Genomic DNA, 13,343 nt, shown 5'->3' on the forward strand with positions numbered 1-13,343 from the left:
AATCCTCAGGGGACGGGGGTCAGGCATGGCTAAGGTTGTTATGAGTGCAATAGTTTGATTAGGTCATCCAGTTTTTTTGGCTTCATTGTTCCATTTTACCCTAAGATGAGCTGCTCAAGTATTTCTGCCGCGCTGCACTAGCTTAATTTGACACGGATTGGCAATGCCGTGCCCCTACAAATACCCTTAACCTAATACATTAATCAAGTGAACAATCCCCTATCGCCTAAATTCAAATCAACAAAGCATTAAAAAGATAGCCAACGCTAATAATTCCCATCGTCATCAACGCAATAAAAACAGCCAATAACTCAGGCTGTAATACCTTCCGAAGAATCACCATTTCCGGCAACGATAACGCCGTAACCGCCATCGTAAACGATAGAACCGTCCCCAAAGGCAACCCTTTATTCACCAACGCCTCAGTAATCGGTAAAACCCCAGCAATATTAGCATAAAGCGGCACGCCCATCACCACCGCGATCGGTACCGCTAACGGATTTCCCGCCCCCGCCCACTGGGTAATAATATCGGCAGGAACATACCCGTGGATTCCCGCCCCAATCGCAATTCCACCCACCACATAAAGCCAAACAGATTTAACAATTTCACTCGCCGAATAATAACCCTGTTCCCATCGTTCTTTCCAAGTCAGTTCCATATCATCGCCCTGATCCTGATCAGACTCTGACCCTTGGCGAGACTTCTGCAACGCCCAGACAAACGGTTCCACCCACTTTTCCAGGTGTAGCATCCCAATAATATAACCCGCCGCGATCGCTAATCCTACCCCAAAGGCAATATAGATCACCGTTGCCTTTAATCCAAACAATCCCCATAATAAAATAACCGCGACTTCATTCACCATCGGCGCAGCAATCAGATAGGAAAACGTGACTCCCAACGGTACACCCGCCTCTAAAAAGCCAATAAATAACGGCACAGCGGAACAGGAACAAAACGGCGTGATAATGCCAACTGTTGCGCCTAAACCATTGCCAAAAATCGTCCGCCTGCCACTAATCCAATAGCGAATCTTTTGCGGATCGAGAAACGTTTGCACCGTTCCCACGATAAAACTAATCACGATTAATAGAGTCAGCACTTTGGGAACATCGTAGAAAAAGAAATGCAGCGCTGATCCCAAAGACGAATGCAACGGTAAACCCAAAAGTTTAGTTACAATTTGAGTAGATAACCAATCAAAGGGATAAAATACATCAACCATAAACTTATCCTTGGTTAGGTGTTAAGCTGTTCGGCACTTAAACCTTAATGTCTCGCTTCGCGAGTATGACAAATGACAAATGACGAATAACAAATGACAAATGACGAATGACAAATGACAAATGACAAATGACAAATGACAAATGACAAATGACTTAAGACTGCAACAACGGTTTAATTTGTTCTGGAGACATCACCTTTCCCTTACTCACCACTTTGCCATTAACAGCCAAAGCTGGAGTAGACATAACCCGCCGTTTAGCAATCTCCACAGGGTCAGTAATCGGCACGATTTCAGCCGCGATATTTAAAGACGCGATCGCACTTCGGGCATTTTCCTCTAATTGATGGCATTTTTTACAACCCGTTCCCAGAATTTCTACTGTCAGCGTATCCATACTTAACACCTCATAAGAATTGGCATCGTGATCAAATAGTCCAGCCTTGTCTTCACCGTTATAATCAACATCCTTAAAGACAACACACTGGCGTTCTTCACCCAACCGTTGAGCATTTTCTTGACACTGATTGAGCAAAGGCAAAAGTTCTGCTCGTAGCTGTTGCAATTGCTGGATATTATCTTCAATTTGCTGAACTTTTCTCAGCAATCGCTGATAAACTTCACCACAAGACAAAGACTGTCCATCTTGCAATACCAGTAAATCTTTAATTTCGTCCAGGCTTAAACCTAACCCCTTCGCCCGACTAATAAAGGACAACCGTTCAATATCCTGGTCATCAAACAAGCGATATCCAGCCTCGGTACGTTTCGGACTCGGAATCAATCCAATCCGTTCATAAAAATAAAGGGTTTGGGGATTAAGTCCCAACTTACGCGCCACTTCACCAACTTGAAGCATATTGCCCCAGCTCATATCAGAATCCAGTGCCTTAATCATAAAGCTTATACCTAGGTATAAGGTCAAGCCCTAGCTGGAGAATATAAATAGCTCCCCTCTCCCAAGCTTGGGAGAGGGGTTGGGGGTGAGGGCGCTAAGTTCGTAGTAGCCACTTTAGTGCCAGAAGCGCTAAAGCGCTTACTACAAACTCTAAAGTCAGTGCCATTTAACTTAACTCAATGCATCAATTAACTGAACAACTCGCTCTTTAATCTCATCTCGTACTCGCCGAAACGTCTCTATCGGTTCACCCGCCGGATCATCCAATTGCCAATCCTGAAACACCTCCCGCAATATCCAAGGTTCAGGCAAATTTACCCCACACCCACACAAAGAAATCACAGCATTATAATCTTCAGCCTTAAAATCACTCAACGGCTGAGACACTTGATCACTAATATCAATCCCAACTTCCGACATCACCTTAACCGCCGTAGGATTCACCTCAGACGCCTCCAACCCCGAACTCGTCACCGCAACTTTTCCCTCTCCTAACGTGCGAGCAAATCCTTCTGCCATTTGGGAACGACAGGAATTTTTTTTGCAAACAAACATCACTTGTTTCATGGTAATCCTGACTACTAATTTTCGTTGGTTTACTACAATCTAATCCCTGAGACACCAGCCGACACTAAGTTCAGAAAAATCACCGCTATTCCTGTCTATCCCTTAATATTCAGAAATAACAATAAGGCTCTGACTTGTCTTTCCACTTCATCGCGAACTTGGCGAAATGTCTCTATCGGTTCATCATGGGGATCATCTAATCGCCACTCGTAGAAAGTTTCCTTTATTAACCACTCCTCCGGTAAATCTTTACCACAGTCACACATCGATATCACAGCCGGAAAGTCTTCAGCATTGAAATCACTCAACAGTTTAGACTGGTGCTGACTAATATCAATACCCACCTCAGCCATAACCTGAACCGCCAGTGGATGAACCTGACTCGCTTCCAGTCCAGCACTGGCGAAGGAAAATTTCCGATTCTCATCTAAAAAGCGAGCAAACCCTTCTGCCATTTGGGAACGGCAAGAGTTTTTTTGACAGACAAAAATCACTCTTTTCATGGGTCAATAACAGCATGAAGGATAGTGAGTTTAAGGACAAGGGAAACCTGTTATTAGCTCATATCATTTGTTATTGGAATAAACAATGACACGGAGAATAATTAGTAAGGGCTAACACAACGCGGATCACGCAATGTTGCCTTTTCCGGTTCCCGTGGAAACCACATCGCCGTTCGCTTACAAAACTCCACCAACATCAACATCACAGGTACTTCAATTAACACCCCAACAACCGTCGCCAACGCCGCCCCCGAATTCAAACCAAACAGCATCACCGCCGTCGCAATTGCCACTTCAAAATGATTACTCGCGCCAATTAACGCTGCAGGTGCAGCATCTTCATAAGCCAAATTCAACTTCAACGCCGCCACATAAGCGATAAAGAAGATAAAATTCGTCTGAATAAACAACGGTACAGCAATCAGCAAAATGTGCAGCGGGTTATTAATAATCAGTTCCCCCTTAAACGCAAACAACAGAACCAACGTAATTAAAAGCGCCGCAATCGAAATCGGACTCAGATACTTAATAAATCGCCGTTCAAACCACTCTTTGCCCTTATGTTTAAAAATCCAATACCGACTATACATCCCCGCCGCCAACGGCAACCCCACATAAATCAGTACCGATAAGACAATCGTTTGCCAGGGTACACTTAAATTATTCGCCGCTAATAACCATCGTCCCAACGGCGCATACAGAAACAACATGACCAGTGAATTCACCGCCACCATCACCAAGGTATGTCCTTGATTACTGTAAGACAGATATCCCCACATCAAAACCATCGCCGTACAAGGGGCAATCCCTAATAATATTGCCCCAGCGATGTAAGAATTTGCCAAAGTAACCTCCGCCCCGCGAATAATCTCCGTTTCCGATAGCAAAGGCTGAAATAACCAACCCAGGAAAAACTGGGCAAAAACCACCATCGTGAACGGTTTAATTAACCAATTCACCACCATGGTTAAAATCACGGGTTTCGGCGCACGGACTGCCTGAGTTGCTTGGGTGAAATCAATTTTCACCATAATCGGATACATCATGAAAAACAGGCAGATGGCGATAGGAATGGATACCTGATAAATACTCATGGAATCCAGTGTCACTGCCACACCGGGGAATAATTTTCCTAGAACGATACCTGCAAGAATGCAAAGTACCACCCAAACGGTGAGATATTTTTCAAAGAAACTGAGTTGACCCCCAACTTGGGGTGGCGAGGATGTGGCGTTAGATGAATTAGTACTCATAGGAATGACTCAAAATGCAACCGTTAATGGTTAAAACTTTTTCTGTTTGCGTAACAACTCACCAAGGGTGAGATTAAATTCAGCTTTGCCGTCAAAGACAGTGCCTACCTTGTTTTGAAAGAAATGCACGTTAGCTAGGTGATATCCCTCGTCTGGTAGCGGTATATAGCCAACCGAACTAACAATTTCTGGGGCGTTCTCCAGGTAAAACGCCACAAATTCTCCTAACGCTGGGTTTTTCTGGGCAGCCGCCGCGTTAACGTAGATAAACAACGGTCGAGTTAGGGGTTGATAGGTTGCATCCTCAACGGTTTGACGTGAAGGCAAGACAGCCCCCTTGCCACTATCGACCGCGATCGCTTTTAATGTATCTTGATTGGTTTCGTAATAGGCTAAACCAAAATAGCCCAATGCATTGGGGTCTCGATTCACTCCCTGTGCCAGAATTTCATCATCCTCACTGGCGGTATAATCGCTACGACTCGACCCCGCTTCACCGACGATGGCTTCGGTAAAGTAATCAAACGTACCAGAATCTGTCCCCGGACCATATAAAATTAGCGGTTTCTGGGGAAAAGACTCCCGTACTTGATTCCATTGGGTGATTTGGCGTTGGGCTTCGGGTGCCCAGATTTTTTTCAACTCTGCTACCGTGAGACTCTCTACCCAATCATTTTCGGGATTTACCACAACAGTAATCGCATCAAAGGCAACGGGGAGTTCAATATAAGCCACCCCTGCTTGTTTGCAGGCTGCCATCTCATCGGCTTGAATCGGGCGAGAGGCATCATTAATATCGGTTTCGCCAGCACAGAACTTTTTAAACCCACCCCCTGTACCCGAAAAGCCCACGCTGACATTGACAGGCGCTTTTGTCGTGGCATTAAATGTCTCCGCAACAGTCTTCGTAATCGGATACACCGTACTCGAACCATCGATTTCAATCGGTTGGGGCAACTGTGACTGGACTTGGGAACAGGCGCCCAAGAGTGCCGTAACCGTCGCAATTAGCGCCAGTTTTGTCTGTGGCAGAATTTGTGGTCTGGGGATAACCTTCATTGAACTCGACCCCCTTCTAGAACTATGGGATTACTTTTATCATTTCAAAAAAAATTGATTTGTCAAGCCCTTATATTCAGAATTGAGGCGATGTAGAGCAGTAGCCAAGACTCCGGATGCAGGAGACAGAAGGCAGAAGGCTGATTCTAGCAATCCTCCAAAAAAAGTTGATACCAGACAATTGTAGAGACGCGCCATGGCGCGTCTCTACACCCCTACGCCCTTGAACCCCAGGTATTACTCTGAACAGGGACGACCGGCTAAAATGGGGCTAAAGCGGCGATATTCTGCCAAATATTGTTCTAACAGCACAAATTGAGGCAAATTCAGGCTGTAATAAACCCAACGCCCTTGCTGACGGGCGCGAACCAAGCTAGCTTCTTTGAGAGTTTTCAAGTGAAAGGATAACTTCGACTGACTCACCTCCAGCACTTCGCAGAGTTCACACACACACAATTCCTGTTCTCGCAACAGTTCCAGTAGTTTGATCCGAATCGGGTCAGATAGAGCATGGAAGCTGGAAGTAATCAGGCTCAGATTGGTCGGGGAGGCGGTGACTTGCATCAACTTTTCTTGAAACATCCCCTTAATTTTAGCCCGGTTTCCAGGTAGAGACGTGGCGGTTGCTATATAGTGACGCGGCTTACCCTGGAAAACCGTAGGGGCGCACGGCGCATTGGTGTCAACTTAAGGTAAAAAAAGAGACTCCTAGGCGTGGAACGATGGCGATCGGGGGAAGCAGGGGGAGCAGGAACACTTCAGACAATCGCGTCTATCCTAGAATTAATAGTCATTCTCCAGTTGAGAGTAATCACAGATGGTACAATTTGAACCACTTTCCCGTCTACCCACGAGCCAAGAACTACCCTGCTCCGATGATACCCCTGTGGATAATGAACTCCAAAACCTAATTCCCAACTTACTTCTTTCTATTTTGGCGTTCATCTGGCAAGACCGCCAAGATTGGTTTTTGGGCGTAGATATGGGCATCTACTACCTCTACGAAAACAAACGCCAACCTGCACTCGTACCCGACGGTTTTTTGAGTATCGGTGTACCGAGGCGCTCAAGCGAATCAGGACGACTCAGCTATGTCTTATGGGAAGAAAACAATATTCCTCCTATTCTGGCAATAGAAATTGTCTCCAAAAAATACAACGATGAATATGGAGATAAAAAAGACAAATATACTCAGTTGGGAGTGCTTTACTATGTGATTTACAACCCCAGCCACTGGCAAAGAGATGAACATCAACCCTTTGAGGTGTATCGTTTAGAACAGGGAGAATATATTTTACAAACCGGGGAACCCTACTGGATGCCGGAAGTCGGTTTAGGGATTGGTCGAGGTCAAGGAACCTACGTAGATTGGACAAGGGAATGGTTATTTTGGTACGACGAACAAGGTAATCTTTATCCACAACGGGCAGAACAAGAACGTCAACGGGCAGAACAAGAACGTCAACGTGCAGAACAAGAACGTCAACGTGCAGAACAAGAACGTCAACGGGCAGAACAAGAACGTCAACGTGCAGAACAAGCGCTGCAACAAACCGTAACTCGACTCTTCTCCTTAGGTCTAAGCCTAGAACAAATTGCCACAGCTTGTAATCTTTCCGTAGAAGAAGTCAGAGCTATTCTTGAGTGATATTAGAACATTCGTAGTTCGTAGTAAGGGCTTTAGCCTAAACACCTTATGCCACACCAGGAAACAATGGATTAGAACTATGCAGACAAGCCAAAACTGCGTACACAGGTAGATCACCGACTTCTCCAAGAAGTCGGTGATCTTGCTTACTTTACCTCACTTTTAGCAGCAACCGCCGCCAGTGTAATGCCAGGTGGAATCAGTAATCAGAATATCTTTTGACATCGCCAGGTTAGCGGCTGTTTTATCACACACCGACGCCGGAACACCTTTTTGCAGAACATGACCCGCGTTATCATCAAAAACGTCTTTATTTCCCTGATAAATCGCTGTTTTTCCGGTGAAAATGCAAGCACCATCTTCCGGAATCGGCACTTTGAATGCCACAGAATCTAAACTTTCCAGCAGCAACGGCTGATCTAACTGATAACTTTGACAATCCAATAGCCGATAAGGACGCCGCGCCCGGATTTCGACTTGACCAAACCCAACATGAACCAGATGTTGAATATACTCGTTGTAGGTTAAAGCACCCGATAAGCACATTGCCCTTAACCGTTCATCTTGGCGTAAATGATCAGGAATCGGACGGGTGGCGATGGGGTCACTCATAATCAAGCGTCCGCCAATTTTTAACACCCGATAGGCTTCTTGCAAGGCTTTAGTTAGGTCTGCGGGTTCAAAGATATTAAATAGACAATTTTGAGCAACGACATCAACCGAAGCATCGGGTACAGGGAGGTCAAAGGCATCGCCTTCACGAATGTCGATAAAACTTGGGTCAAACCAAGGATTATCTTGAGCCGCGCTAGCTAGGTTACGAGTCGCTGCTTCCCGCATCGCCTTGACGGGATCAACGGCAATGATACGACCCGGACGCCGGGAAAAATAGGCAAATTGCAGGGCTTCTAAACCGCCACCCACGCCCAAATAGAGTACCGTTGGCTCGTTTATCAGTTCCGCCGGATGAACGGTGGTTCCACAACCATAGTTCATTTCCTGCATTTGCTGGGGAATTTTCAGTCCGGGAAGTTGCAGGGGAGAACTCTGCACACAACATAACCCCACTTCCGGGGTTTGGGCGACTTCACTGTAGAATTCTGCGGTTGTTTCTAGATACGTCATAGTGTTTGTCCTTGGTCATTCGTCATTTGTCATTTGTCCTACTCGCGCAAGCGAGAAGCAAGCTACGTTTTTTGTTATAGAACATAGAACAGGGAATCAACACAGTCAAAATGAATGGATATTGACAGAGTTTATCCATTAAACTTGTCCCTACCGACCCGACGCATTTCTGGGCTTGCCAACACCAACATCTTCTAGTGAACTGAAGTTGAATTAATTTTTGCTGAGAATCCGCTAAACTTTAAGCGGTTGCCATGGCTTCCTCAGTGTCTGGAAGAGGGGGACGCAGACACAGATAAACCAGTGAACCGATTAACGGTATCAGGGAAACCGCCCAAAATAGGGTGGGATTATTGATGCCGCGTCGTGCCATATCATCGCCTACCAGTGCTGGGAAAAGCAAGCACAATAGGCAAAAGTCCAGGCTCATCACATGGATAAAACGGCTGGTTTGCCACTGCTGGACAAAGTTTGCCCAATCGCCGTTGAGGATGCCAAATCCTAGTAATACCAAGGTGCCAAGAGTGAGAACAGCACCTAACCAACGAGAATCGAGAATACTCAGGATGATAGTTTTTGAGCCAGGAAATTCGGGATTGGGTTGACGTAAGGCGAGATAGGGGAGTAAGGCGAATGCCCCCACACCAAAGGAGACGGTAGCAAACAGCCACGCGGGGATTTTTTGCCCTCGTCCATCAATAAACACGAAGCAGGCGTATGCTAGCGGTAGTATGCCCATGATGTTGAATAGAGCAATAATTAGGGGATTAATCCCATCCCAGTTGCCTGTGGAAAGATTGGTAATCAGGTCAAAGGTGTCGGGTTGCTGGGGAGGCGCAAACAGAAAGGCATAAGCGAGAAAGCCAACCCAGAGTATCCAAAAACCAAGTTGTCTGAGCATAAGTCATGATTGGGAGTGCAAGTCCACCGGGTATCTTGTGCATTATCGCATGAATCGATTGGGGCGGTTGGTTTTGGGTTAATACACCTTTGTCACAAAGCCCCAGCATTCGCCAAGAACTCAAGTTCTTGGCTAAAAGCTAAAGTCCATTAAAATGGACTAAAACTCTTATCCAGTCAGCTCGATTCTGACTTTAGCTTTGAGTTGCTTGAGTTTCAACCCAAGGCTGTTTAACCTACAACAACACCAGAGTCATGCTAACCAGGGAATTCACCGTGCGGCTGAAACTGCAATTATTGCTTTTATGGCAGAAAATTCGACTGTTTGCCCAATACAGACAGGCTTTTTATTTGAAACTGATTTGGCTGGAGTTGCTTTGTTTTCCCAGCCGGGTATTGGGTAAACGGATCAGTTCGCGATCGCTAACCTGGAAGTGAGCATTCTCTCTGGGGGGGATTCGTTACGCTTGACAGGAGCGAATTAAGATCCCCGACTTGTTCTAGAAGTCGGGGATCTGGTAGTAGTCTAGACGATATGACCACCGATACCTATGACATCGACAACAGCCAAACGCTTCACGCTTGAGGACTATCACCGTTTAGCAGAGTTGGGATTTTTCACCGAAGATGACCGAGTGGAATTAATTCGTGGGGAAATCATGCAGATGGCGGCGAAAGGTACAGCCCATACTAATTGTTGTCGAGATTTACTCGAAGAATTGGCGGGATTGGTTACAGGTCGAGCTAAGTTACAATGTCAAGATCCGATTATTTTGTCATCCAATAGCGAACCTGAACCCGATTTTGCTATTTTACGGAAACGAGCAGATAATTATCGCTTTTCGCTACCCAAAGCTGAGGACGTTTACTTTGTTATCGAAATTGCTGATTCAACGCTCAAGTATGACCGAGAGATTAAACTACCACTCTATGCTGAAGCGGGTATTTCTGATTATTGGCTCTTTAATTTAATCGACAATTACGTAGAAGCCTATAGCCAGCCTTTTCACAAAGGGCAGAATAGTTTTGGATACGGTTTAAGACGAATTATATTGCCGGATCAGACAAGAGAGTTGCCCTATTTTGCCGATTTGGTTCTCGATTTATCCAAACTTTTCCCAATGATTTAAGGTATAATGTTAACTCTAAGTCAGTCAACTCAACTAGATGAAGTTATGTAAAGAGTTATCCAACCCTTACAGAAACATAGCTTATATTGGCGCTTCGTGAGGATGACGAATGACAAATGACAAATGACAAATGACGAATATGCTGAATATTCCCTCCGTCCTAGCACAAGAGCTTTCCCTCTCCGCCAATCAGGTGGAAAATACCCTGTCTCTTTTAGCTGAGGGCGCCACGATTCCCTTTATTTCCCGTTATCGGAAAGAACGCACCGGTTCTCTGGATGAAGTCCAAATTCGCGCGATCGCAGAACGCTACGCCTACCTGAGTGAACTCGAAGAACGCAAAGCCACGATTCTGGAGGCGATCGCGTCTCAAGGAAAACTGACGGATGAACTGAAAGCGAAAATCGAGTCCTGTTTCCAGAAAAATGAGTTAGAAGACCTTTACCTCCCTTATCGTCCCAAGCGCCGCACTAGAGCCACCGTTGCGCGGGAAAAAGGGTTGGAACCTCTGGCTGAATTTATTAAATCCCTGAATACCCCCACCGCCAAACCCGTCTCCTTAGAAGCAGAAGCCGCCAATTATATTGACGAAGAAAAGGGTGTCAAAACCGCCGCCGATGCGCTGAAAGGGGCGTCTGATATCTTAGCAGAAGAAGTCGCGGAAACTGCTGAATTTCGGGCATACCTGCGCGACTATTTAATGAAAAATGGGCGATTTGTCTCCAAGATTAAAGACGATTATCCCGAAGGCAGCACTAAATATGAAATGTACCGCAATTTCCAAATTAAAGCAAAGGATATTGCACCGCACAATATGTTGGCATTATTTCGGGGAGAGAGTGAGGGAATCTTAACCCTGAATCTGGATTTTGATCAGGAGTTTGTCCAGTCGTATTTAGAATCAGAAACCATTCGCACCAAAATTCCAGAGGTGCGGAAGTTCTATCGGGATCTGCTGCATGATGGCTTTAACCGTTTGATGAAAAATTCCCTAATTACGGAAGTGCGTACAGATCGTAAAGCCTTCGCGGATTTTGAATCGATTAAAACCTTTGAAGCTAATTTGCGAGAACTCCTACTTTCTCCCCCAGCCGGAATGAAACCTACGTTAGCCATTGATCCAGGATTGCGGACAGGGTGTAAAGTGGCGGTATTAAATGAAACGGGGAAGTTTATGGAATATCAAACCATTTTTCCCCATACTGGACAATCTAGCCAAGCGGCTACTGTACTCAGAAACTTGATTGAAAAATACCAGATTGAATTAATCGCGATCGGGAATGGTACAGCATCGCGGGAAACCGATGAGTTTGTCGGAGAAGTAATTAAAACCCTGGATCGGAAACCGATTAGCGTGATTGTAAATGAATCGGGTGCGTCTATCTATTCCGCCAGTGATGTAGCGCGAGAAGAATTTCCGGATCAAGATGTTACCGTGCGCGGGGCGATTAGTATTGGACGCCGTTTACAAGATCCTTTGGCGGAATTGGTAAAAATTGATCCTAAATCCATTGGCGTGGGACAATACCAGCATGATGTGGATCAAAAGTTACTCAGAAAGAAGCTGGATGACACGGTAGAAAGTTGTGTGAACTATGTGGGTGTGGATCTGAATATGGCATCGAAAGAGTTATTAACCTTTGTGTCTGGTTTAACTCCAACTATTGCCAAAAATATCGTCACCTATCGGAATGAAAATGGCGCATTTCCTAATCGCCGCCGTCTGCTGAAAGTCGCCAAATTAGGACCCAAAGCCTTTGAACAGTCCGCCGGATTCCTGAGAATTCGCGGTGGCGATAACCCCTTAGACAATACCGCCGTGCATCCAGAGAGTTATCCAGTCGTGGAAGCGATCGCGAAAGATATTGGGGTTCCCTTGAAACAAATCCCTAAAGCCGCCGATCGGCTCAAATCTATTGATTTAAAGAAATATGTGACGGATACCGTTGGCTTACCCACCCTGAAAGACATTATCCGGGAATTAGAAAAGCCGGGACGTGATCCGCGTGCTGAGTTTAAATATGCCACATTTAAGGAAGGCGTGAAGGAAATGTCTGACCTAAAAGTGGGGATGGAGTTAGAAGGAATTGTCACGAATGTGGCGAATTTTGGCGCATTTGTAGATATTGGCGTGCATCAGGATGGGTTGGTGCATATTTCCCAACTGGCGGATCGATTTGTGGACGATCCCAAAGAAATTGTCAAAGTGGGACAAGTTGTAAATGTGCGGGTTATGTCGGTGGATGAGAAGTTAAAGCGGATTGGTTTATCTATGCGGGCAGCGCAACAGAGGTAAGCGTCATTTGTCATTTGTCATTTGTCATTTGTCATTTGTAAGTGGGCGGTTGTAGACGCGGAGCGGCTTCCCGTAGGGTAACCGCAGCTACACAAACTTGCACCCGCCTGCGCGGGTTTCCTATCAAGTAGCCCGTAGCCCGTAGGGTGGGTTAGGCGGGTATTCCATTAGGAAAGTAACCGTTTAATCAGGTATCCGCCGTAACCCACCATCGATTGTGACATCCTCCCACACTCAATCAAAGTAAGATGTGTGGGCTTCCTTCGTCGTAATATACGAGATTAAGCTTTGCGATCGCAAACCCCATAATCCATACTCTAGAACCGTGATCAGGAAACATTCCACCGGAACGTCTCTACGGCTGTGATCGCGGACAATCGTTATAATAGGGCAATCTGATCGCAGACGCAATTCCCGTCAGGAACCCCACGGCTATAAGCCGGGGGCTTGAAAAAAGCCCACACCTGACCAGCCTAAGACCTACGAGGTCTACGTTATGTCTAAGAGTTCAAGTTCCTACCTTGGGGTGCGTGCCAGCCCTGAGCTGCTAGAACCGAAAAGTTAAACAGCTTTATAGGGTTAAGGCAGTGCTTTTTGGAAAGTACCGAGACATAACATTGGCGAGGCAAACGTTACCCCTCCAAACGGGAGTTAGGGGCAACCATACCCCAAAAATTAACCCCTATGCGTACAGGTGGAAAACACGAGCTTGCAACTGCCCAAGCGAAAGGTGAAT

Annotated in this window: 13 protein-coding genes and 1 pseudogene; 4 read left to right on the plus strand and 10 right to left on the minus strand. The window is 45.8% G+C overall.

Annotated features, from left to right (window positions below):
* Window positions 1-232: 232 nt before the first annotated feature.
* From RIC07_RS18550 to RIC07_RS18585, 8 genes and pseudogenes are all read right to left on the minus strand, one after another.
* Entirely contained in the window at window positions 233-1,228 is a 996-nt protein-coding gene (locus tag RIC07_RS18550; protein WP_446395810.1) for a permease, read from the minus strand.
* A 154-nt stretch (window positions 1,229-1,382) separates the two neighbouring features.
* Window positions 1,383-1,625 carry a thioredoxin family protein gene (locus tag RIC07_RS18555; protein WP_446395828.1) on the minus strand — a complete coding sequence of 81 codons (243 nt, stop codon included), beginning with the start codon at window positions 1,623-1,625 and terminating at the stop codon, window positions 1,383-1,385.
* A 153-nt stretch (window positions 1,626-1,778) separates the two neighbouring features.
* A pseudogene (locus RIC07_RS18560) lies at window positions 1,779-2,126 on the minus strand (heavy metal-responsive transcriptional regulator); the annotation flags it as partial.
* A gap of 171 nt (window positions 2,127-2,297) precedes the next feature.
* Window positions 2,298-2,693: an arsenate reductase, glutathione/glutaredoxin type gene (gene arsC, locus RIC07_RS18565; protein WP_446395811.1), complete on the minus strand. Its 396-nt coding sequence runs from the start codon at window positions 2,691-2,693 to the stop codon at window positions 2,298-2,300.
* 95 nt (window positions 2,694-2,788) lie between these two features.
* The gene (arsC, locus tag RIC07_RS18570; protein WP_446395812.1) at window positions 2,789-3,196 is read right to left on the minus strand and encodes an arsenate reductase, glutathione/glutaredoxin type; all 408 of its coding nucleotides are present in this window, start codon (window positions 3,194-3,196) and stop codon (window positions 2,789-2,791) included.
* Window positions 3,197-3,297: 101 nt separating this feature from the next.
* Window positions 3,298-4,449: an ACR3 family arsenite efflux transporter gene (gene arsB / locus RIC07_RS18575; protein ID WP_446395813.1), complete on the minus strand. Its 1,152-nt coding sequence runs from the start codon at window positions 4,447-4,449 to the stop codon at window positions 3,298-3,300.
* 30 nt (window positions 4,450-4,479) lie between these two features.
* The gene (locus RIC07_RS18580) at window positions 4,480-5,508 is read right to left on the minus strand and encodes a PstS family phosphate ABC transporter substrate-binding protein (RefSeq protein ID WP_446395814.1); all 1,029 of its coding nucleotides are present in this window, start codon (window positions 5,506-5,508) and stop codon (window positions 4,480-4,482) included.
* Window positions 5,509-5,745: 237 nt separating this feature from the next.
* Window positions 5,746-6,090 carry an ArsR/SmtB family transcription factor gene (locus tag RIC07_RS18585; RefSeq protein ID WP_446395815.1) on the minus strand — a complete coding sequence of 115 codons (345 nt, stop codon included), beginning with the start codon at window positions 6,088-6,090 and terminating at the stop codon, window positions 5,746-5,748.
* Between the two features lie 235 nt (window positions 6,091-6,325).
* Between RIC07_RS18585 and RIC07_RS18590 the strand changes: the two genes are divergently transcribed.
* Entirely contained in the window at window positions 6,326-7,156 is an 831-nt protein-coding gene (locus RIC07_RS18590; RefSeq protein WP_446395816.1) for a Uma2 family endonuclease, read from the plus strand.
* A 162-nt stretch (window positions 7,157-7,318) separates the two neighbouring features.
* On the opposite strand, the gene arsM is transcribed toward RIC07_RS18590, so the two are convergent.
* Window positions 7,319-8,281: an arsenosugar biosynthesis arsenite methyltransferase ArsM gene (arsM, locus tag RIC07_RS18595; protein WP_446395817.1), complete on the minus strand. Its 963-nt coding sequence runs from the start codon at window positions 8,279-8,281 to the stop codon at window positions 7,319-7,321.
* Between the two features lie 241 nt (window positions 8,282-8,522).
* Window positions 8,523-9,182 (minus strand): DUF2834 domain-containing protein, encoded by a 660-nt coding sequence (locus RIC07_RS18600; protein ID WP_446395818.1) that lies wholly within the window; start codon window positions 9,180-9,182, stop codon window positions 8,523-8,525.
* A gap of 254 nt (window positions 9,183-9,436) precedes the next feature.
* Here RIC07_RS18600 and RIC07_RS18605 point away from each other — a divergent pair, with 254 nt between their 5' ends.
* The 3 genes from RIC07_RS18605 to RIC07_RS18615 all read left to right on the plus strand — a co-directional run bounded on the left by RIC07_RS18605 (window position 9,437) and on the right by RIC07_RS18615 (window position 12,607).
* Complete coding sequence (locus RIC07_RS18605; protein WP_446395819.1) at window positions 9,437-9,619, plus strand: hypothetical protein; 183 nt, start codon at window positions 9,437-9,439, stop codon at window positions 9,617-9,619.
* Window positions 9,620-9,732: 113 nt separating this feature from the next.
* Window positions 9,733-10,311, plus strand: a complete 579-nt coding sequence (locus RIC07_RS18610) for a Uma2 family endonuclease (RefSeq protein ID WP_446395820.1) — start codon at window positions 9,733-9,735, stop codon at window positions 10,309-10,311.
* Window positions 10,312-10,450: 139 nt separating this feature from the next.
* Window positions 10,451-12,607: a Tex family protein gene (locus RIC07_RS18615; RefSeq protein ID WP_446395829.1), complete on the plus strand. Its 2,157-nt coding sequence runs from the start codon at window positions 10,451-10,453 to the stop codon at window positions 12,605-12,607.
* Window positions 12,608-13,343 lie beyond the last annotated feature (736 nt).

Origin of the sequence: Coleofasciculus sp. E1-EBD-02 (assembly GCF_040218245.1) — a bacterium.
GTDB lineage: Bacteria > Cyanobacteriota > Cyanobacteriia > Cyanobacteriales > Coleofasciculaceae > Coleofasciculus.